The following is a 21,816-nucleotide window of genomic DNA, read 5'->3' as shown; positions in this document are numbered from 1 at the left end:
CTATTTAAAGCCCCAGCACTGACTAATGCTGGTACCACTGCCCCATTAACCTGCCCTAGTACTACTGGCTCGGAGCCGGGGCTAGGAAGGTCGCTGTACACCACGCTACCGTCAGATTTAACGGTTTTATAAATAGTATTAGCCACACTTACACCACTCAATAACATCAGTAGTAATACACAACTCAAATAAACATGTTTCATAGTAGGCACTTAAAATACTCAACCCTTGTAATATTAAAGAGTTTACCCCCTTATTAAGCAAAAAAAAGCCCGCATTTGCGGGCTTGTTATTAATTGCTATATCAATTAGCAGCTGTAATACATATCAAACTCAACTGGGTGAGTCGTGGTATTCAGTTTTTGTACTTCTTTCATCTTAAGTTCGATGTAAGCATCAATCATATCATCAGACATAACGCCACCAGCGGTTAAGAAGTCACGGTCGTTGTCTAAGGCATTTAAAGCCATTTCTAACGAGGTACAAACTTGTGGGATGGCTGCAGCTTCTTCAGCTGGCAAGTCATACAAGTCTTTATCCATCGCGTCACCAGGGTGGATTTTGTTTTTGATACCGTCAAGACCAGCCATCAACAAAGCAGTAAATGCTAAGTAAGGGTTAGCAGATGGATCAGGGAAACGTACTTCGATACGACGTGCTCTTTCGCTTGTTACATAAGGAATACGGATAGATGCAGAGCGGTTACGCGCTGAATAAGCCAACATTACTGGTGCTTCAAAGTGAGGTACTAAACGCTTATAAGAGTTGGTACCTGGGTTAGCAAAAGCATTGATCGCTTTAGCATGTTTGATAGTTCCACCGATATAGAACAAGGCTTCTTCAGACAAACCAGCATATTTATCACCTGCAAACACGTTTTTGCCGTTTTTGCTGATTGATTGGTGAACGTGCATACCAGAACCGTTATCACCCACGATAGGCTTAGGCATAAAGGTCGCAGTAAGACCATAAGCATGAGCTACGTTATGCACTACATATTTGTAGATTTGCACTTCGTCGGCTTTTTTAACCATAGTATTGAACAAACAAGCAATTTCGTTTTGTCCAGCAGTGGCTACTTCATGGTGATGCGCTTCAACTGTTAAACCCATTTCTTCCATAACCAAACACATAGCAGCACGGATATCGTGAGCTGAATCGACTGGAGGAACTGGGAAGTAACCGCCTTTAACACCAGGACGGTGACCCATGTTGCCTTCTTCGTATTCAGTACCAGAATTCCATTTAGCTTCAACTGCATCAATTTTATACATTGAACCAGCCATATCAGTGTGGAAACGGATGTCATTGAACATGAAAAATTCAGGCTCTGGTCCCATTAACACTTTGTCGCCGATACCAGTAGCAATAAGGTATTGCTCAGCACGTTGGGCGATAGAGCGTGGGTCACGGTCATAACCTTGCATGGTGTGTGGCTCAAGGATAGTACAACGGATATTTACTTGGGTTTCTTCTGCGAAAGGATCAACAACCGCAGTATCACCGTCAGGCATTAACACCATGTCAGATTCTTGAATGCCTTTCCAACCAGCTATAGATGAACCATCAAACATTTTGCCATCTTCAAAGAAGCTGTCATTTACTTGATGAGCAGGAATTGAAACGTGTTGTTCTTTACCTATAGTGTCGGTAAAGCGTAAATCAACGAATTTAGCTTCGCTTGATTTGATTAGGTCTAAGGCCTTTTGTGCTGACATGGGTGTCCTCCAGGTTAAAAGTAAGATTAAGCAACTAAGTTAATAATTAGGCTATGGTGTTGATGTAGCTATTATCATGCCACATGGGTAAAAGAATGGAATGCCCATAATTACTGAATTTTCACGCAAGCACTGATTATCCATCATCATAACTTTGCACCATAATCGAACATTAGAGCACCAATAGCGAGCATTATGAAATATTGCGCACCATTTAGGACATTGAAATGAAAAAATCCTTAAGGCAAAATATAATTTTTCATAAATATTATTTGTCATTCGCTAAATGCTCGATAAGTCTGTACAATCCGCGCCCAGTAAAATTCAGTTAATCGGCGAAGCACAAATTTGTGTGTCGCCCCTATAGAGATAAGATAATGAGCGCACCGCAAACCTCAACCGATTTTTTGAGGAACATAGCAATAATTGCCCACGTTGACCACGGTAAAACCACCCTAGTTGACAAGCTTTTACAACAGTCAGGTACATTAGCAAGTCGTGGCGCAGCTGCAGAGCGCGTGATGGACTCCAACGACATTGAAAAAGAACGTGGTATTACCATTCTTGCCAAAAATACTGCGATACGCTGGAACGACTACCGTATCAACATCGTAGACACTCCTGGACACGCCGACTTCGGTGGTGAAGTAGAGCGTGTACTATCTATGGTTGACTCAGTATTACTTTTGGTTGATGCCCAAGAAGGCCCAATGCCACAAACTCGCTTTGTGACACAAAAAGCCTTCGCTCAGGGATTAAAGCCCATCGTTGTTATTAATAAAGTTGATAAGCCTGGTGCTCGTCCAAGTTGGGTAATCGATCAAGTATTTGATTTATTCGACAACCTAGGCGCAACTGATGATCAACTTGATTTTCAAGTTGTCTACGCATCTGCCTTAAATGGTTGGGCGTCAAATGAAGCTGATACCAAAACCGAGAATATGACTCCGCTGTTTGAAACCATCGTAAAACATGTTAGCCAGCCGGATGCAGACTTCGAAGGTCCTTTCCAAATGCAAATTTCGCAGTTGGATTACAACTCTTATGTTGGTGTTATTGGTGTAGGTCGTATTACTCGTGGTTCAGTTAAAACCGGTAAAGCAGTCACAGTAGTAAGTGCAGACGGCACTAAACGTACTGGTAAAATTGGTCAAGTACTAGGTTATATGGGCTTAGAACGTACTGAAGTTGAATCTGCTAGCGCAGGCGACATCATTGCCATCACTGGTCTTGGTGAACTTAAGATTTCTGATACGATTTGTGATCCTAATAAAGTAGAAGCGTTAAAAGCTTTATCAGTTGATGAACCTACTGTGACCATGACTTTCCAAGTTAACAATTCACCTTTCGCGGGTAAAGAAGGTAAATATGTTACATCGCGTAATATTCTTGACCGTTTGAAAGATGAGTTGATCCACAACGTTGCTTTACGTGTGGAAGAAACCGAAGATGCGGATAAATTCCGTGTATCTGGTCGTGGTGAATTACACCTAGGTATTTTGATCGAAAACATGCGTCGTGAAGGTTATGAATTAGCTGTATCTCGTCCTGAAGTAATTTTACGTACCGTAAACGGCGTATTAGAAGAACCGTTTGAAACAGTAACTATTGACTGTGAAGAGCAACATCAGGGTTCTATGATGGAACAACTTGGTTTGCGTAAAGGCGAAATGACTAACATGACTACCGATGGTAAAGGTCGTGTACGTTTAGACTTTATCATTCCAAGCCGTGGTTTGATTGGTTTCCAAACAGACTTCATGACTATGACCTCAGGTTCTGGTTTGTTATACCATACGTTTGATCATTACGGTCCACACAAAGGTGGCAGCATCGGTCAACGTAAAAATGGTGTATTGATTGCCAACGCAACGGGTAAAGCCCTAACTAACGCTTTGTTCAACATGCAAGAACGTGGTCGTTTGTTTATCGGTCATGGTGTAGAAGTTTACGAAGGTATGGTTATCGGTATGCATAACCGTGACAATGACTTAACCGTAAATGCCCTTAAAGGTAAGCAGTTAACTAACGTTCGTGCCTCTGGTACTGACGAAGCTCAATCACTGGTACCACCGGTTATTCTAGCCTTAGAACAAGCCCTAGAGTTTATTGATAACGATGAATTGGTTGAAGTTACACCAAAAAGCATCCGTATCCGTAAAAAACACTTAACTGAAAATGATCGTAAACGCGCAAGTCGCGGTCCAAAAGACGCTAATTAATTTCAGCTATTGAATTAAAAAAACCGGCAAATTTGCCGGTTTTTTGTTGCCTCGTGATTATTATATAAAGCGTTTTTATTCAGCTTTTTTCACTTCACTTTTAGCAAACAACAACATCACCACACCTAACATAATGGCCATATCAGCGACGTTAAAAATTCCGGTACGTAATGAGCCAAACCCCATATTCAGAAAATCAATAACAGCGCCATTGTTCATCGCTCGATCGTAAAAATTACTCAATCCACCTGAAAAAATCAGCGACAAAGAAACGATACTATAGGTATTTTGCTCCGAACTTTTAAACATAAACACCACTAAAGCCAATAAGACCACGCCCACGGCGGCCACAAAAATCCAAAACTTAGCAGATTCAGACATGCCACTACCCAAACCTAAAAATGCACCGGTATTTTCTACATAAACAATGCGTAAGATATCTGCAAAATAACTGGTAGCAGAGCCATAAGTCAAATAATGACTGGCCCACCATTTACTCAGCTGATCCAATAAGATACTCAGCAAGCTCACAATAAAAATGACACGGAATTTAGCGACAAATGACATAGTAACAACCTGATTAAAAATTAATAAGTGAATGGAGTGCCTTCAAAGTGCCAAGGATTATGCCGATTTTTAGCAACAATGCCAGAATCAATAACATAATGAAGGCTCTCGCGGTTGTGATCAGCAGGTGCTGCAATTTTGTATAAAAGCGAGTTTTTAATTTTAACTCAGCAACATAAATTGTTAATAAAATGTAATTTCTTATCCCTTTTGATTCTATCCCCCTAGGTCTTATTCCTGCTTAGTCATAGTATGATGCGGCCGCTTAAATTACAGACAGGATCAACATAATGAAAAAAATCGAAGCGATCATTAAGCCATTTAAACTGGATGAAGTCAGAGAAGCCTTAACAGAGCTTGGCATCAAAGGTTTAACCGTGACTGAAGTCGTCGGTTACGGTCGTCAAAAAGGCCATACCGAAACCTATCGTGGTGCAGAATATCAAGTGGACTTTTTACCTAAAACCAAAATTGAACTGGTAGTGCCAGACTCTTTAGTTGAACGCTGTGTTGATATTATTCAAAACATGGCTAGAACTGGCAAAATTGGCGATGGCAAAATATTTGTATTAGATGTTCAACGTGCCATTCGTATTCGCACTGGCGAAGAAAACGAAGAAGCCATTTAGCCTCTGCTTAACTTAAATATGCTTAACAATATTATCAGTCAGTAGGAATATCTCTCATGCCAGAAATCAACAGTGCAGTCGAAAGTTTACTGCAAAGTTCTAATACCTATTTTTTACTTATGGGTGCCATCATGGTGTTTGCCATGCATGCCGGTTTTGCTTTTTTAGAAGTCGGTACGGTACGTCATAAAAACCAAGTTAACGCTTTAGTTAAAATCATTACAGACTTTGCCATATCCTGTATTGCCTATTTTTTCATAGGGTATTGGATAGCCTACGACACCACATTTTTCAGCAGCGCTGCTGAGTTATCCGCCAACAACGGTTATGAACTGGTGAAGTTCTTTTTCTTAGTCACCTTTGCTGCAGCGATTCCGGCGATTATTTCAGGTGGCATTGCCGAGCGCGCCAAGTTTTATCCCTTTTTAATCGCCTCAGCGCTAATTGTGGCGCTGGTCTATCCCTTTTTTGAAGGCATAGTGTGGAATGGTAATTATGGTCTACAAGATAAACTCAAAGAGCTGACGGGTGAGCCTTTTCATGACTTTGCCGGCTCAGTGGTGGTACACGCGATGGGAGGCTGGTTAGCCTTTGTGGGTGTATTGTTATTGGGTTTACGACATGGTCGTATAAAAGATAAACGCTTAGTCGCATTTGCCCCCTCCAACATACCGTTTCTGGCCTTAGGCACTTGGGTCTTATGCATTGGCTGGTTTGGTTTTAATGTGATGTCAGCCCAAGCTGTCGAAGGTATTAGCGGTCTGGTGGCGCTCAACTCTTTAATGGCCATGGTCGGCGGTATTATCGCCGCTTTAATTTTTGGCAAAAATGACCCAGGATTTATCCACAACGGTCCTCTTGCTGGCTTAGTCGCAGTATGTGCAGGCTCAGATATTATGCATCCCATTGGCTCGTTGTTTGTTGGCCTAATCGCCGGTTGGTTATTTGTCATGTTGTTTACTGTACTGCAAAAAACCCAAAAAATTGATGACGTACTAGGTGTATGGCCCTTACATGGATTGTGTGGTGCGTGGGGCGGTTTAGCGGCAGGTATCTTTGGCCTCGAAGCACTAGGTGGTTTAGGCGGTGTATCATTTACTGCTCAGCTAATCGGCACTGTGGCCGGGATACTGATTGCACTAGTAGGTGGTTTTGTGATCTACGCATCCATTGCCAAAATTCTCGGACTAAGACTATCTCAAGAACAAGAGTTTCAAGGTGCCGACTTGAGCATACATAGAATAGGTTCAGTCAATCACGATTAATACCAACACTAATATAAGTCTCTGTACAACAGAGACTTATATTCCCAACGACCAACCTCACCTTGTATGCACTTCCCCGAGTTAGTCATAAAATATAGGCTGTAAAAACATAAACTCATCCCTGACTTAAAGATAATAATCTTAGTCAAAATCAGGCCGCTTACTTTTGTTTGAGGTTCAATCCCCATAAAACTAAAATGATTCCGTCACTTTAGACTTGCGGTTTAAGCTGTCAATTCCCCCAAAGCCCGCTATCCTTGCAATTTATTGAGTAACATTATGCGGAGCACAATCACATGCAGCTAGGGCAATTCTCTATCAGTTTAAACGTTAAAAACATCGCACTTTCTAAACAGTTTTACGAAACGCTGGGCTTTGTTGCCCATCCTCAATGCGGTTCGATTCAAGATAAGTGGCTTATCATGCAACATGATAAGGCGGTAATTGGTTTATTTGAGGGTATGTTTGACCATAACATTTTGACCTTTAACCCTACCGATGTAAGAGCCATTGAACACCATTTAGTTGCCAACAATATTGCTATTGACTCCCCCACTACGGGCGACGAAGGCCCAACCCACTTGATCTTAAAAGATCCCGACGGCAACACAATAATGTTTGATCAGTTTTGAGACTTACCGCAAAATCCTACTGACGTTTTAGCTTTTCCCATACCGGTCTTTAGGATAAATAATGCCCAGTTTACACTGTTGGAAATGTACCAAACCCTTAGTGGATGTCATTCTTCCCATGTCACGGCGTGAAGAATGTATCCATTGCCAAGCCGACCAACACGTGTGCCTGATGTGTGAATTTTATGACAAACGCATGGGCTGCAATGAAGAGCGCGCTGAATCAGTCAGTCAACTCGACAAAGCTAATTTTTGTGACTACTTCAAACCTGCTTATCGAACCTTTAGTCAGCCGGATAAAAGTAAAACTGACATTGCCAAAGCTAAGTTTGCTGAACTATTTGGTGACAACTTGCCTGAGACCTCAACGAGTGACCAGTTACTTAGCCCACAAGAATTAGCAGAAAAAAAATTAAGAGAATTATTAGGCGATTTATAATGGCTAATATCTGCAAGGATTTAATAATCTACGTAAGATAGTTCTGTTAAACTAATCAGGCTTTTACCCCCCTAAAAAAACGGAGAATTTTATGCTACTGGCAACCCTTGCCATCTTACTTGGACTACCTTTGTTAATTTGGAGTGCCGAACGTTTTATTCACGGTGCTTCTTTTACCGCCAGTTATTTTGGTATTTCTCCGTTATTTATTGGTATGTTCATTATAGGTTTTGGTACCTCTGCGCCAGAAATTATCGTCTCCGTGTTTGCCGCATTGCAGGGTAATGGTGGACTAGCGCTAGGCAACGCCTATGGCTCTAATATTACTAACATCACTTTAGTCGCGGGTATGACAGCCCTAATCTGTCCGATTGCCGTACAGTCTGGCATTATCCGAAAAGAAATCCCGATTTTACTGGCCATCTCGTTTTTCTCTGTTTGGCAATTAATGGATCTCGAATTATCCAAAGACGATGCCATTTCTCTCATGGGTATCTTTGTTTTACTCATTGTATGGAGTGTATGGCAAGCTAAAAAGGATAATCCCGATCAGCTCGCCGATGACGTGTCACACCACATCAGCAAAGATCGTAGTCTACTTAAACCTCACATGCTGTGGCTGCTGGCTGGTTTGGTTATTCTGATCATCAGTTCACGTGTTCTGGTGTGGGGCGCAGTGGAAATCGCCAACTATTTTGGCGTCAGTGACGTGATCATTGGACTCACTATTATTGGTATAGGTACTTCTTTACCCGAGCTCATTTCGTCTTTGATTGCGGTTAAAAAAGGTGAACACGAGATGGCGATTGGTAACGTGGTCGGCTCCAACATGTTTAATACCTTGGCGGTAGTTGGCTTAGCGGGTTTTATCCAGCCTGTGGTCGTCGAATCATCGTTTTTCTATCGCGATGCACTATTGATGTTAGGGGTAACCGTTGCCTTACTCGTATTCTGCTTAGGTATTAAAGGCCCTGGTCGAGTCAATCGCCTCGAAGGTGGCGCACTGTTATTGTGTTTTGTTATTTATAACTGGTATTTAATCAGCACTAGTTTTTAAATCGAAATTGGAATCCAAAAAAAGGGCATCTCATATATGCCCTTTTTGCTTCTAAACTATTTTGCCTCAGGATAATCGCAATAACCATCAGCTTCGTGGCTATATAGTTTAGTTTGATCTGCCTCGGCTAAGGGTAAACCTTTAGCAAAACGATTTACTAAATCCGGATTGGCCACGTAAGGCATACCAAAAGCAATGGCTTCGACTTGCCCAGCAGCTACAACTTCGCTTGCTTCGGTAAAGCTGTAAGCCATATTACCAATAATATTGCCATCGTAATTATCCAGCGCTATTTGCATCACATCAGCCTGCTGCTTTTGCTCAAAATCGGCACGCATCAAATGCAAATAAGCAAGGTCATATTCATCCAAACGCTCAAGTACGTATTCCATTAGGCTTTCTGGATCACTGTCACGCATACTGTTGTAGCTGTTAATTGGTGATAAACGCACGCCAACAAAGCCCCTGCCCCACACATTAACCACTTCGTCTATGACTTCAAATAATAGGCGTGAACGGTTTTCTAAATCGCCACCGTATTCACCATCACGTTGATTAGAACCATCACGTAAAAACTGATCGATGATATAGCCATTAGCAGCATGAATTTCGACCCCATCAAATCCAGCAGCTTTGGCATTGATTGCGGCTTTGACAAAATCATCCAATATATCTGGGATCTCAGAATCTTTAAGTACTCTGGGCACTACATAAGGCATTTTGCCCTCTGGGGTATGTGTTTCGCCTTGGATCGCGATAGCACTGGCGCTTACCGGCACTGCACCATTATTTAATGCCGGATGACAGGCTCTGCCACCATGCCAGAGTTGTAAAAATATTTTGCCGCCTTTGGCATGCACAGCCTCGGTAACTTTACGCCACGCCTTAACTTGCTCATCAGAATAAATACCAGGTTCGCGATAAAAAGCCGAATGGCCAGCTGCGACCATAGTGGCTTCGGTAATAATAAGTCCGGCACTGGCACGTTGACTGTAATACTTTGTCATTATGTCGGTTGGAATGTGTTCGACGGTGGCACGGCAGCGTGTCATGGGCGCCATAATAATACGATTGGCTAATTCAACTTTACCTAAGGTGACAGGGGAAAAAAGATCGGTCATGAACAAGTTTATCCTTTTGCAACAACAAAAAATGACTTAGCACTTAGTGCCACAAATAAGTGAATGCGATTAATAAATTACCTCAATTTCGCAATATTCCGGCTGTGTCAGCGCCAGTACTTTGCACCTTACGTTAAAATAGTGGCAATGCAAAGAAACACAAGTTGAAAAATTTCATGTGTATCTAACAAGCTACATACGAGCTAAATTTTGCTTTAGATCAAGCCCCCTTATCGAGTACTAAAATTACTGACCAAAATTGCCACAAACGTCTTAAAAACGAAGAGCAAAGAGGCTTTCAATTTGTTGCCTAAACCAACTTAATGCCTCGTCCTGTTCGGTTTGCATATGCCAATACAAGTGAGTTTCTAAGGCTGCTAATTTGAGTGGCAAATCAACTAAAGTAACGTTGCTGCTTGAATCTGTTTCAACGATAAGTTGTACAGCTAGACGATGAGGAATGGTTAATAACAAATCAGACTCAGCCACTATGGCTTTTGCCGCATGAAAATTTTGACAACGAATATTGATTTGCCGTACTAAACCCTGTTGCTGTAACAAGATATCCTCAACGGCAGCCCCACTGGGACGATTGGATACACCTATATGTCTGGCCGCCAAATAACTGGCTGTACTCAAATTATTAGCCAATGGATGATTGGCGCGCATCATCACACTAAATTCATCACTTAACAGTTTTTTGTGCAATACCGGTGGCTTGATGGGCAATGCCACATCAAAGGCCACATCGATGTGGCCCGCAGCCAGAGCGCGGGTTAAGTTTGCTCTCTCGATTTTAATACTGGCAAAGCTAGTATTAGGCGCAGCCTTGCTTAACAAAGCGGCCAACAGAGGCAATATCGAGGGCTCTAAGGCATAGTGCAAACCTAGGCGAAAATGATGTTGACTGCTTGTAGGCACAAAGTTACCCCAATGTTGGAGTATCTGGCGTAGTCGACTGAGGTTATCAATGATCAAGGGCGCCATACGCTGGCACGCAGAAGTCGGTAACATTTGATTATTACTGCGCACAAACAGCGGATCATTTAACGCTTCACGTAAACGTTTTAAAGCATGACTAACGGCCGAAGGTGTTATGTGCAAGGCTTCAGCGGTGCGCGACATATTTTGTTCCTGATAAATACTCTCAAATATTTTGAGTAAATTCAGATCCAATTTATTAATGTTATTACTCTCTAACATGACGCTTCCACAATGAATATAATTCATAGTATTTATAAACTATATTTCATTTCATTCAATCTTTGAATACCAGTATGCTGCAAGCACTTGACTCAATTAGATTCAAAAGAGAAGCCTATGGATTTTGCTCACAATACTAAAACACAAGATTATTTAAGTCGGCTTAAAGAATTTATGGATCAACATGTTTATCCCGTTGAAACACAAATTTATGGCGAGACCCACGAGCTTAACCCCGATGGCAACTGGCGTAAGTGGCAATCTCATCCTTTGATTGAACCACTCAAACAAAAGGCTAAAACCGCCGGTTTATGGAATTTGTTTTTACCCGATGCCAAGCTTGCTAAGGGCCTAAGTTGTTTAGAGTACGCGCCGCTGGCCGAAGAAATGGGACGCTGCACCTTTGCTCCCGAAATATTTAACTGTAATGCACCCGATACCGGCAATATGGAAGTGCTTTATCATTTTGGTAATGAGGGTCAACAAGAACGCTGGTTAAAGCCTTTATTAGCAGGTGAGATACGTTCAGTATTTGGTATGACAGAGCCAGACGTTGCCAGTTCAGATGCCACTAATATGCAAGCAACCGTCGTGCAGGATGGCGATGAACTCGTGCTTAATGGCAAAAAGTGGTGGACCACAGGTCTTGGTCACCCCAATGCCAAAGTAGCAATTTTTATGGCTTTATCTAATCCTGAAAACGACAAACACAGCCAACATTCAATGGTGATTGTACCGCTGGATAGGCCTGGCATCAGCATCAAACGTATGCTGCAAGCCTATGGTGATTATGATGCGCCTTTTGGCCATGGTGAAATGCACTTTGATAATGTGCGTGTAAGCAAACAAAACTTGCTGGTCGGTATGGGCCAAGGTTTTGCGATTGCTCAAGGCCGCCTAGGTCCAGGTCGAATACATCATTGCATGCGTGCTATTGGTGCCGCCGAAAAGGCCTTAGAATTAGCGATTAAACGGGGGCAAAGTCGCACGGCCTTTGGCCAGCCCTTAATTAAACTCGGCGGTAATGGCGAGCGCATCGCTGATGCACGTATTGCCATTGATCAAGCGCGTTTATTGACCCTATACGCCGCTTGGAAAATCGATAATGTTGGGGTAAAACATGCCATGACAGAAATTTCGGCCATTAAAGTCGCGGTACCTAGAATGTTGGAACAAGTCGTCGACATGGCCGTGCAAATTCATGGTGGTGCGGGTATGTGTAATGATTTTCCGCTGGCTCGTCTGGCTGCTGTTGCGCGGGCCTTACGGTTAGCCGATGGCCCAGACGAAGTGCATCAAGCCATGGTGACCCGTTTAGAAATACGTAAATACCAGAGTAACTAATATGACTCAATGTGTGCTTATTACTGGTGGTGCCTCAGGTTTAGGCGCCGCACTGGTTAAACAATATGCTCAGCGTGGGGCCACAATCTGTATTGCTGATTTACATGCAGAGCGCGCTAAAAAGGTCATTGCTGAAAATGCACAACAAGCAACTGACGTGTTTTTTCAGCCTTGTGATATTACCAGCCAAGCCGATGTAGAAGAACTACTGCAAGTAATAACTGAGCGCTGGGGTAAACTCGACATATTAATTAATAATGCCGGTGTTGCCACAGGCGGGGCACTCGCTTATGAAGATATCGAACAGTGGGAATGGGTGTTAAATATCAATTTACTTGGCATGGTCAGAATGACACGGGCTTTTGCACCGCTATTGGCCAAGCAATCACAAAGCTGGTTGATTAACATTGCCTCACAAGCAGGTATCACGCCTATTCCCTACATGGCCAGTTACAACGCCAGTAAAGCGGCTGTGGCGAGTTTCTCCGAAACCATGCATCTCGAATTAGCCAAAGATGGCATTCATGTTAGTGTGGTGTGCCCATCGTTTTTTGCCACCAACCTTGACGAGTCTATGCGCAGCAAGCAACCCGGTGTACATGAACTGGTTAAAAAGCTGCTAAGTCGCTCTGATATCAACGCCGATGACGTGGCCAATATCATTGTCAAACAAGCCGAGGCAGGTGATTTTATGATCCTCAGCCATAAAGTGGGTAAAAAGGCTTTGTTCATGAAACGTTTTATGCCAACTAATAGCTACATGCGTATGATGAAAAAAAAGCTCCAGCGTTTTGGCCCTAAAAAATAATACAAAGAAAACAACGAGAACCACATGACTAGACAAAATATCCTCATCACAGGTGCCAGTTCAGGTTTAGGCAAAGGCATGGCCATTGAGTTTGCCAAAATGGGGCGCAACTTAGCCTTGTGTGCACGTCGAGTTGAACGCCTCGAAGAGCTTAAAACCGAGCTTCAAGCGATTAATCCTGACATCAAGATATTTATCCGCGCGCTGGATGTAGACGATCACGATCAAGTGTTTAAAGTGATCCAAGCTTTTGCTGATGACATGGGCCAAATCGACCGAGTGATAGTGAATGCGGGCATGGGTAAGGGCGCATCAGTTGGCACAGGGTATTTTTACGCTAACAAACAAACTGCCATCACCAACTTTGTATCAGCACTCGCTCAGTGTGAAGCCGCCATGCAAATTTTCCGCAGCCAAAACGCTGGGCACCTAGTAACTATCTCCTCGGTCAGTGCAGTGCGTGGCGCTCGCCGTGCCATGACAGTGTATGCCGCATCAAAAGCCGCATTAAGTTCACTGACCGAAGGCATACGCATAGACGTGATGCACACTCCTATCAAAGTCACCACAATCCACCCCGGCTTTATCCGCAGCGAAATCAATGAAAAAGTTAAAAAGGTGCCTTTTATTGTCGATACCGAAACAGGCTGTAAAGCCATGGTAAAAGCCATTGAAAAAGAAGTCGCCAACAGTTTTGTACCCACCTGGCCTTGGGCAATCTTCAGATATATCGCGCGGATTGCACCACTAAGTTGGTTGGCAAAGTTGAGTTAAAAGTCACGCTCACTCAAGTCAAATCTTAACATTACTAGGTCTTAATTTTTGAGACCTCTTTTATGCTCATAAAAACCCTTGAGACCCAAGCATATAAACACCATTAGAAATAAACATTACCAAAATAAACCATATTGGTAATACCAAACAAAGAATATTGGTTGGAATATATTGTAATATTGAGTACATTAGGCTTTGAGTCTTGGATCTGTCATTGCTAAAAAATGATTGATCGCACAAAGTATGAGAGGAATTTAATGTTAACAATACGCAATACTATACTGTCTCGCACGCTGATTGCCGCCACTATTTTGCTTACTCCTTGCAGTTATAGCGCAACGGATACACATCAAAACACACTACCTGCATCACATAGTGCCCTGGCTGAGGGAGAATTATTGGGAGACTTTACAAAACTCGATCCAAGTAAAAAACCGAGTGAAAATTTTGATTTAGAAGATTGGAGCCTCACCCTCCCGACGGATTTAAATAAAGATAAAAAAGCCGACATGATCTACGAAAAGCCCCTAAGCAGTGGTTTTGAATTGAAGCCTTTGTTTTACACTGCTGATGACGGCGGCATGGTGTTTGCCTGCCCCAATGTGGGGGCTAAGACTTCGAACAATACCAAATATGCGCGTACCGAATTACGTGAAATGTTACGCCGTGGTGACACCCATATCAAAAGCCAAGGGATCACTGGCAACAATTGGGTATTCAGCTCGGCCCATGGTTCTGATCGCAGAAACGCCGGGGCGGTGGAAGGCAGCCTGGAAGCAACGCTAGCAGTAAATCGAGTATCCACAACTGGCGATGAAAAGATGCTAGGCCGCGTGATTATTGGCCAAATCCACGCCACTGATGATGAACCAATCCGCCTGTATTATCGCAAGTTGCCAAACAATAACAAAGGCTCTGTATATTTTGCTCATGAGATAAACGGTGGTGATGATGTATGGCTTGACTTAATCGGCTCGCGCTCCCATACCTTGGCTGATCCAGAAGATGGTATCGAGTTGGATGAAAAGTTTAGTTATAAGATTACCGTCGAAAACGACATCTTGTTTGTCACTTTAGTCAGGCAAGGCAAAACCAATATCACGCAAAGTTTGGATATGAGCCAAAGTGGCTATAACAAAAGCAATCAATACATGTATTTTAAAGCTGGCGTTTATAATCAAAACAATAGTGGTGATCCCAAAGACTACGTGCAAGCGACTTTCTACCACCTAGACAACCAACACTAAAGCTTGAACCCCATTCATACCTAAACAAGCTATCTAAACGGCAGCATCCCCAAATTAATGCAGATACTGCCGTTTATACTAGACTTCTAAATACGCCTCAACACTGGTTATAGCTGACACAACTTTTTAACGTGTTTATTGGTAATGCCACTTTTTATAATTGGTATTGTTAACATTGACCATTTCACCCTCCACAACGCAAACCATCTGTAAATAAAATGTTGGGGTTTTTAGGCATTAAGGTGGTAAAAAACCACTTATTATGTTCATATGGCGAAAAGGTTAACAATTTTTGTCATTTTTTCACTTAAAAATAACCACATTGGTAACTAATTTTGGTAATAATAATTTCGACAATTGGTTGATGAACCTCCTTTATTTGGGTATATTGCAAATAACAAATACATAACACAAATGTAACAGGCGACTCTCAATCACCTGCAGGCACATAAAACAACGGAGAACTCGATATGTCGTTGATATCTGGGAAACATACAAACCTAAGCAATCAAGATAAGCAATTCAGGCTTTCGCTTATTGCAAAATTGGTAAAGACAACCATTATTGCCAGTATGGCTGGTTCACTTGCATTTTCGGTGCAGGCGCAAGAAGCCGCCACGCAAAATTTAGCAGATGACTCAGAACTTGAAATCATCGATGTGGTAGGTACCCGCAAAACCATTCAAGACCAAATTGCCATCAAACGTGAAGCCACCACCGTAGTTGATGGCCTTTCTTCTGACGACATTGGCGAGCTACCTGCCCTATCAATCGGTGAAGCACTTGAGTCGATTACCGGCGCCGCTTCTCACCGTGAAAACGGTGGCGCAACCGAAATTACAATTCGTGGTCTTGGTCCGTTTTTGAGTGCAACCCATATTAATGGCCGTGAAGCCACTAATGGCAGTGGTGATCGCTCGGTCAACTTCTCTCAGTTTCCATCGGAGTTGGTTAAAAAGGTCGCTATCTATAAGACTCAAGATGCCTCGATGATTGAAGGTGGTGTTGCAGGTGTTATCACCTTAGAAACCGTACAGCCCTTAGATTTTGGCAAACAGCGTGTACAGGGCGAAGTAAAACTAAATTACAACCCTGATGAAAGTAATATCGACAACTCATTGCAAAGTGACTTGGGTTACCGCGGTACCTTCAGTTACGTTGACCAGTTTGAATTCGACAATGGCCAAGCCGTGGGGATTTCTTTTGGGGTACAACGCCAAGATATCAGCCAACCTGAGTCTGAATTCCGTGGCTCTGGCCCAACAGGCGCGTCTTTGTGGCCCTGTTTAAACGACCCAAGTAATACCAACGAAGGTTTTTACCGCAGTAGTGCTGGTGATTGTGAAGACCAAGTCGTGGGTAGTAGTAACCAAGGTTATCAAACGGCAATCGATCCAGCCACGGGTAAGGCAATCAGCGATGGTACTCCCTACGCTTGGACTGGCAGCAGTCGCAGCTATCGTCAAAATGAAACCTTAGATGAACGTGATGCGTTTTTCCTTGCCGTACAGTATCGCCCATCTGACGCGTGGGATATCAATATTGATGCACAAATATCCGATCGAACCCAAGAAGAAGCGCGCCATGATTTAATTTTTTTACAAAAGCGCGTTACGCCTGGAGTAACAGGTCAAAACCTCATCACCAATGATGTGGGTGGCATACTGCACTGGGAAGGTGAAGACAGAATTGAATCGGCTGGCGAGCAATACTCCCGTGAAGAAAATTACGTAGGTTATGGTATTAACATCGAACACTACACTTCGGATGCCTTAACCATTAATTTTGATCTTGCCTATTCACAAACCAAACGTGAAGAGCTGCAAATCACTAACCGTGGCAGAACCGCAACTTATCAACCATTTAGTTGGGATATGGGGGAATATATTCCGCATTTCACCATCACTGATTTTGACGTGACGGATATCTCCAACTTTACCGACAGCTTACGTACACGACTTGACCGTGAAAACGTACGCGACAATGAAATTATCTCTGCCCGTCTTGATTTTGAATATTTACTTAATTCAGACATATTTAAAGCGGTCAAAGGTGGCTTGCGGGTATCTGAATTAACCTTCTTGCAATTAGGTGGTAATCAAGGTTCTGGTTCCAGATCGGAATACGCCGTGGATGGAATAGTCCCAGAGGCACTAGGCATTCTAGAAAATTGTCAAATCGACTTTCCTGAAACTGATTTGTTAGGCAATGTATCAGATGGCAATCTCATCACGCATATTGATAGCAGTGGTAATCAAGTTGCCAGCGGCACTGGTTCGTCTTGGGCAACTTACGACAACGTATGTTTCTCGCAGGCGGTTGCCAACTTAGTAGACGGTGATTTTGCTTACCCAGAACTTGAGTATGAAAATGCGGGGACGATTGATGTCACCGAAAAAGTCAAAGCCATTTACACCATGGTTGACTACGATACTGAAATGTTTGGAAAAACCGTACGTGGTAACTTTGGCGTACGTATCGTTGATACTGAAGTCACTTCTATTGGTTTTAGAAGCGGTTTTAATATATTGGTTGACGAGGCAGGCATATACAGCTTAGAACCGAATTTATCCATTACCGAGAGTATAGTTGGCGGTGGTAGCTACACCGAGGTATTGCCTAGCTTTAACTTTGTGATGGATTACTCCGAAGACATCTTACTCCGTGCCGGTATTTATCGGGGTATGTCACGCGCCAACCCGGGCAATCTAGGGTATAGCCGTACTTTCCAACAAGATGATGATTTAGCCCCTACCTCTATTGCCGATTTGATTGTTGGTGTAAATGGCTCGGGTAACCCTGATACTAAACCATTAATGTCATGGAACTATGACCTTGCTTTTGAATGGTATCCAAATGAAGATTCCATTGTTGCGCTTGGTCTGTATTACAAACAATTCCAAGGCGGATACCAGCAAACTACGGTACTTGAAAACTTCGATATCGAAGGTCAAGACTACGCCCTACCTATCACTAACTCAGTTACCACTGACGAAGAGTCTGAAATTATCGGTCTTGAGGCCTCATTTGCGTATCGTTGGGATAGTGGCATTGGTATCAAGCTAGGCTACAACTACGCCGATTCTGACTTTGAGTTTGAAGACAGTCTCTTCGGTGACACCTTTATTACCGACGCAGATGGAAACTCGACTCAGCTAACCGATGGCATCATTGAGCCAGCGGGTGTACCAGGTTTCTCTGAACACGTATTCAGCGGTCAGTTGTATTACCAAATTGGTGATTTTGATACCGCGGTTATCTACAAATACCGCAGCGATTACTTCCAACCTTATACCACTGACGGTACGCGTTTACGTTATGTGGATGAAGTGGGTGTATGGGAAGCTCGTGCATCATACAAAATCAATAACAACATTCGTGTGAAAGTCGAAGCGATTAACCTATTCAGTGCACCTAAGTCACAAGATTTCTTTGTGCGTAATAACCTAGGTGAAGTAAATGACTATGGCCCACGCTTGTTTGCAGGTATCAGCGTTAAGTATTAATCGAGTCTAGTCAGTGCTTAGTCACAACACAGGATGGTAACGCCAGACCCCGCTGGCAAATGTTAGCGGGTTTTATTTTAGGCTACCTCGGCTTGGTTTTGTAATTAAGTACTTAATTAGTAATGACTCGTTAGAAAATTTATAGATAAAAATAGTTTGGTAATACCAAAATTGTAGAACGACAGTTTTAGTGTCAAACCAATTTAATCAACATTATGTTTATATTTACCGCTTATGTTCGGTAACTAAGCAACATTTTAGAACTGAAACTTTCAGGAGTAGAAAGCATGGTTAAAAAGTCACTTATATCTATCATCGTAGCGACCGCCTTAGTCGGTTGTGGTGGTGGTGATAACGATGAATTGAACGGCAATAGTAGGGGGATTATCACAATCACCAGTGGCGACTTAATCGCAGGTGCCACCCTCTCAGCCTTGGTTACCGATGCAGACGGAATTAAAAACGACACCTTAGTTTACGCATGGTCAACAGGTGCTGCTGGCACGTCATACACCATTACCGAAGCTGATGAAGGCTCAATAATATCGGTTTCTGCCAGATATACTGATGAAGCAGGGATCACAGAAGGTGTAGGTGCATCTACTGGCGTTATCCTCCCCACCCTAGATGTAACAGCTAGCGTGGTAAAAGGGCCTGTCAGTGGAGCAAGCTGTGAACTATTTGCGGTGAGCGCCAATGGTGTAGCAGTGACGCCTGCACAAGGCTCAGCAATATCTGGTGAGTCAGGTAGTGTAACCTTTGCCAATGTTCATTTTGAAGGCGCGGGTCTCGTTTCATGTTCTGGCGGTACTTACAAAGATGAGTCTACCGGTGCTACGCTTAATGCTCCAATGTTAAGAGCTGTGGTGGCAGTCGTTGAAGGTAGTGCAGAAACACCAGCGCCCTCTTACGTTGTTTCTCCGTTAACTGAAATGGCGGTTCAGGCTGCTGGTGCTGATTTAAATACCTTTGCAGCTAAAGCTGCCGTTATCAATGGGCGTTTTGGCATTCGTTTTGATACCACCAAAGTGCTACCAACAGAAGTTGGTGTTACGGCTCTTGGCGCTGCAGGCGCGGATAATGCAGACCGCTATGGCTCTGCCTTAGCGTTGTTATCGCAACTAGACGCAGATAACGCTGGCAAAGACATGGCTGCACTGATAGCTGATTTGGCTGCAGACGTAGCAGATGGCTCATTTTCAGAGGCAAATTTAACAGCATTTGAAACGGCCCAAACCAACTTGCAAACAACTTCCGCAGTCGCTGCTGATGTAGACAGTGATTTACTTAACCTTATGGGCTCAGCCATTGGTTACAACAATACTCCTGTTGCCGCTATTATTGAGGGTGCCTTAAGCGGTACTGTTAAAAACACTGCAACTGCGCCTTTAATGGGCACAGTGACAGTTGTTGATCCAAACTTTGAAGAAGATGCCATTTTGGTGCAAAGCAACGTAGCACTCGATTACGGTACTTTTAGTATCAGCGCTCAAGGTGCTTGGTCGTATACCGTTAATGTAGATAATGAAACAGTTGCTAGCCTTGAAGTTGGTAACTCTGTGTACGATACCGTTACCATCACCTCAATTGATGGCACAACAGAGACCATTGAGGTTCGTGTTGCAGCCCTTACCCAAATGGTTAAACTGTCTAATACCGGCAGTAGCACGGGTCAAATTAGATTTAACGTCAATGATTTACGTAAAGGTAAGCTAAGTGCGACTTTCTTGAAAGAAGCATCGCTTGGTAGTGATGGGGCCTTCAAAGATGCTTATATTGCTATTTACGGCTCCGGCGGCAGTAACGCTCAAGCACTTATCGATTTACGTCTTCAAGGTAATCAAACTGACAGTTTAGGCAATGCAATTGCACCAAGATTCTTAGTGCGTAACACTGAAGCCGCCACTTATCCTGGTGATATGGTCACGGCTCCCTTCGTCGAAGGTGAATTTTATGAGTTAGAAATCACTTGGGATGTGGACGCGGCTGAGCAACTTACTCTTACTGCTAACGGTGAAGTGATTGGTGGCGGTTCGTTCGTGACGGCAGCTGCCGCCGGTGATTGGTTTGCTGATGGCGTAAAATCGATTCAATTCAGATTTGGCGATAATGGCAGTACCATTCCTTTTGGCTCATTCTTTGTTGACAATATTAAGGTGTATTCTGATGTCGCTGGCACGGTAAGCGTATTTTCAGATGATTTTGAAAGTTATAACGAAGGTAACGCATTAACTGAAACTGGCACCCTTTATAGTACATCTGTCTATGCTGAGGTTGTGGTCTATGATTCAGGTGATGGCACGGTTGAACCTACTCCTGCTACTTTCCTTAATTTGACAGGAGCTATTGCTAGTGATGAAGCTACGGCAACAGGTGCTGTAAGTGTATTTGACCCCGATGAAGGTGAAGCCTCATTAGCGCCAGCCTCTTTTGCAACAACTTATGGTAGTTTCTCGATTTTAGCCGACGGTTCGTGGACCTATACTCTCGATACAGCCAATGCAACTATTGCCGCTTTAATTCAAGGTGAGAGCGAAACAGAGACCATTTCTATAATGTCATATGACGGCACAATGGCTGACTTAATCATTAGCATCAACGGGGTTGGTGGTACTACAGTAACGGCAAAAGCAGCGGTAATACGCGATACTGATGCGAGCGACACAGGTGAGTTACGCTATGACATAGACGCAGCCTTGTCAGGTCGTTTAGAGGCAACATTTACGCGCACAGAAACAGGCCCAACTGCCTATATCGCATTGCTTAACACTAGCGGTAGCACAAGTTCTGGTCGTTCTATTGTTGACATGAACATAAGCAGTTCAGCGTTTTCATTCCGTGACCAAAGTATTGAGCTCCCAGAAGGACTTGTTCCCACTCCAGGTACCTTACAAACTGTGATAATTACTTGGTCAGCAGCTACAGCAACCGACCGCCCAACTGTTAATGTAACGATAGATGGTGTTGCTTTACCCGCCTTTACTTCAGGTGGCAGCGCCTATGTTGAAGGCGATGCAAACAGTGGTGGTGTGGGTGGTGTTTCACGAGTGCAATTCCGTTTTGGTAGCAACTCTGGTGTAGCAGAAGCAACGGATACCTTCACGATTAAGAGCTTTGAAGTGTTCTCTGACATCGATGGAACCACATCAATTTTTGATGAAGATTTCTCTGGCTTTTCGGTTGGTGATTCCTTAGATACTGATAACCCTAATTCACCGTATAATAGCAGCACAAGCGAAGCGGTAGTTGAGGCGATTGAAGTACCTGAAACAGCGTCAAAAGTT

At 43.2% G+C, this 21,816-nt stretch carries 17 protein-coding genes; 12 read left to right on the top strand and 5 right to left on the bottom strand.

Annotated elements, in window-relative coordinates:
- Both AX660_RS19820 and glnA read right to left on the bottom strand, forming a co-directional pair.
- The coding region (locus AX660_RS19820) for a DUF4124 domain-containing protein (RefSeq protein WP_131811840.1) at window positions 1–203 on the bottom strand (203 nt) is incomplete at its 3' end.
- Between the two features lie 105 nt (window positions 204–308).
- Window positions 309–1,718: a glutamate--ammonia ligase gene (glnA, locus tag AX660_RS19815; RefSeq protein ID WP_068381009.1), complete on the bottom strand. Its 1,410-nt coding sequence runs from the start codon at window positions 1,716–1,718 to the stop codon at window positions 309–311.
- Between the two features lie 377 nt (window positions 1,719–2,095).
- On the opposite strand from glnA, the gene typA reads away from it, so the two are divergent.
- Entirely contained in the window at window positions 2,096–3,940 is a 1,845-nt protein-coding gene (typA, locus tag AX660_RS19810; protein ID WP_068381006.1) for a translational GTPase TypA, read from the top strand.
- Window positions 3,941–4,015: 75 nt separating this feature from the next.
- On the opposite strand, the gene lspA is transcribed toward typA, so the two are convergent.
- On the bottom strand, window positions 4,016–4,507 hold the full coding sequence (gene lspA / locus AX660_RS19805) for a signal peptidase II (protein WP_068381002.1): 492 nt from the start codon (window positions 4,505–4,507) through the stop codon (window positions 4,016–4,018).
- A 290-nt stretch (window positions 4,508–4,797) separates the two neighbouring features.
- On the opposite strand from lspA, the gene AX660_RS19800 reads away from it, so the two are divergent.
- The 5 genes from AX660_RS19800 (at window position 4,798) to AX660_RS19780 (ending at window position 8,529) form a co-directional block, all read left to right on the top strand.
- On the top strand, window positions 4,798–5,136 hold the full coding sequence (locus AX660_RS19800) for a P-II family nitrogen regulator (protein ID WP_068380999.1): 339 nt from the start codon (window positions 4,798–4,800) through the stop codon (window positions 5,134–5,136).
- 56 nt (window positions 5,137–5,192) lie between these two features.
- Complete coding sequence (locus AX660_RS19795; protein ID WP_068380996.1) at window positions 5,193–6,401, top strand: ammonium transporter; 1,209 nt, start codon at window positions 5,193–5,195, stop codon at window positions 6,399–6,401.
- A 296-nt stretch (window positions 6,402–6,697) separates the two neighbouring features.
- Window positions 6,698–7,033 (top strand): VOC family protein, encoded by a 336-nt coding sequence (locus tag AX660_RS19790; protein WP_068380993.1) that lies wholly within the window; start codon window positions 6,698–6,700, stop codon window positions 7,031–7,033.
- A 61-nt stretch (window positions 7,034–7,094) separates the two neighbouring features.
- On the top strand, window positions 7,095–7,472 hold the full coding sequence (locus AX660_RS19785; RefSeq protein WP_235594793.1) for a hypothetical protein: 378 nt from the start codon (window positions 7,095–7,097) through the stop codon (window positions 7,470–7,472).
- A 91-nt stretch (window positions 7,473–7,563) separates the two neighbouring features.
- Entirely contained in the window at window positions 7,564–8,529 is a 966-nt protein-coding gene (locus AX660_RS19780) for a calcium/sodium antiporter (RefSeq protein ID WP_068380991.1), read from the top strand.
- A 56-nt stretch (window positions 8,530–8,585) separates the two neighbouring features.
- Here the strand turns inward: AX660_RS19780 and AX660_RS19775 are convergent, their stop codons facing one another.
- Together AX660_RS19775 and AX660_RS19770 are read right to left on the bottom strand one after the other, a co-directional pair.
- Window positions 8,586–9,650, bottom strand: coding sequence for an alkene reductase (locus AX660_RS19775; protein ID WP_068380988.1), 1,065 nt, complete (start codon window positions 9,648–9,650; stop codon window positions 8,586–8,588).
- Between the two features lie 273 nt (window positions 9,651–9,923).
- Window positions 9,924–10,853: a LysR family transcriptional regulator gene (locus tag AX660_RS19770; protein WP_068380986.1), complete on the bottom strand. Its 930-nt coding sequence runs from the start codon at window positions 10,851–10,853 to the stop codon at window positions 9,924–9,926.
- Between the two features lie 117 nt (window positions 10,854–10,970).
- Between AX660_RS19770 and AX660_RS19765 the strand changes: the two genes are divergently transcribed.
- The 6 genes from AX660_RS19765 to AX660_RS19740 form a co-directional block, all read left to right on the top strand.
- Window positions 10,971–12,197 carry an acyl-CoA dehydrogenase family protein gene (locus tag AX660_RS19765; RefSeq protein ID WP_068380984.1) on the top strand — a complete coding sequence of 409 codons (1,227 nt, stop codon included), beginning with the start codon at window positions 10,971–10,973 and terminating at the stop codon, window positions 12,195–12,197.
- Window position 12,198: 1 nt separating this feature from the next.
- Entirely contained in the window at window positions 12,199–13,005 is an 807-nt protein-coding gene (locus AX660_RS19760) for an SDR family oxidoreductase (protein WP_068380981.1), read from the top strand.
- A 24-nt stretch (window positions 13,006–13,029) separates the two neighbouring features.
- Entirely contained in the window at window positions 13,030–13,779 is a 750-nt protein-coding gene (locus AX660_RS19755; RefSeq protein WP_068380978.1) for an SDR family oxidoreductase, read from the top strand.
- A gap of 257 nt (window positions 13,780–14,036) precedes the next feature.
- Window positions 14,037–15,026 carry a polysaccharide lyase family 7 protein gene (locus AX660_RS19750; protein WP_082769028.1) on the top strand — a complete coding sequence of 330 codons (990 nt, stop codon included), beginning with the start codon at window positions 14,037–14,039 and terminating at the stop codon, window positions 15,024–15,026.
- Between the two features lie 470 nt (window positions 15,027–15,496).
- Window positions 15,497–18,532, top strand: a complete 3,036-nt coding sequence (locus tag AX660_RS19745) for a TonB-dependent receptor (protein WP_068380975.1) — start codon at window positions 15,497–15,499, stop codon at window positions 18,530–18,532.
- A gap of 287 nt (window positions 18,533–18,819) precedes the next feature.
- Window positions 18,820–21,816: VCBS domain-containing protein (locus AX660_RS19740; RefSeq protein ID WP_201027481.1), on the top strand; the 2,997-nt coding region annotated here is incomplete at its 3' end.

Origin of the sequence: Paraglaciecola hydrolytica (assembly GCF_001565895.1) — a bacterium.
Classification (GTDB): Bacteria; Pseudomonadota; Gammaproteobacteria; order Enterobacterales; family Alteromonadaceae; genus Paraglaciecola; species Paraglaciecola hydrolytica.
Note: the sequence above shows the minus strand (reverse complement) of the source record. Positions and strands in the feature narration are given on the sequence as shown.

Coding starts and splice junctions, on each gene's coding strand:
- AX660_RS19760 (WP_068380981.1), top strand. CDS start 12,199: ATGACTCAATGTGTGCTTATTACTGGTGGTGCCTCAGGTTTAGGCGCC.
- AX660_RS19750 (WP_082769028.1), top strand. CDS start 14,037: ATGTTAACAATACGCAATACTATACTGTCTCGCACGCTGATTGCCGCC.
- AX660_RS19780 (WP_068380991.1), top strand. CDS start 7,564: ATGCTACTGGCAACCCTTGCCATCTTACTTGGACTACCTTTGTTAATT.
- AX660_RS19785 (WP_235594793.1), top strand. CDS start 7,095: ATGCCCAGTTTACACTGTTGGAAATGTACCAAACCCTTAGTGGATGTC.
- AX660_RS19800 (WP_068380999.1), top strand. CDS start 4,798: ATGAAAAAAATCGAAGCGATCATTAAGCCATTTAAACTGGATGAAGTC.
- glnA (WP_068381009.1), bottom strand. CDS start 1,718: ATGTCAGCACAAAAGGCCTTAGACCTAATCAAATCAAGCGAAGCTAAA.
- AX660_RS19745 (WP_068380975.1), top strand. CDS start 15,497: ATGTCGTTGATATCTGGGAAACATACAAACCTAAGCAATCAAGATAAG.
- AX660_RS19790 (WP_068380993.1), top strand. CDS start 6,698: ATGCAGCTAGGGCAATTCTCTATCAGTTTAAACGTTAAAAACATCGCA.
- AX660_RS19755 (WP_068380978.1), top strand. CDS start 13,030: ATGACTAGACAAAATATCCTCATCACAGGTGCCAGTTCAGGTTTAGGC.
- typA (WP_068381006.1), top strand. CDS start 2,096: ATGAGCGCACCGCAAACCTCAACCGATTTTTTGAGGAACATAGCAATA.
- lspA (WP_068381002.1), bottom strand. CDS start 4,507: ATGTCATTTGTCGCTAAATTCCGTGTCATTTTTATTGTGAGCTTGCTG.
- AX660_RS19770 (WP_068380986.1), bottom strand. CDS start 10,853: ATGTTAGAGAGTAATAACATTAATAAATTGGATCTGAATTTACTCAAA.
- AX660_RS19765 (WP_068380984.1), top strand. CDS start 10,971: ATGGATTTTGCTCACAATACTAAAACACAAGATTATTTAAGTCGGCTT.
- AX660_RS19795 (WP_068380996.1), top strand. CDS start 5,193: ATGCCAGAAATCAACAGTGCAGTCGAAAGTTTACTGCAAAGTTCTAAT.
- AX660_RS19775 (WP_068380988.1), bottom strand. CDS start 9,650: ATGACCGATCTTTTTTCCCCTGTCACCTTAGGTAAAGTTGAATTAGCC.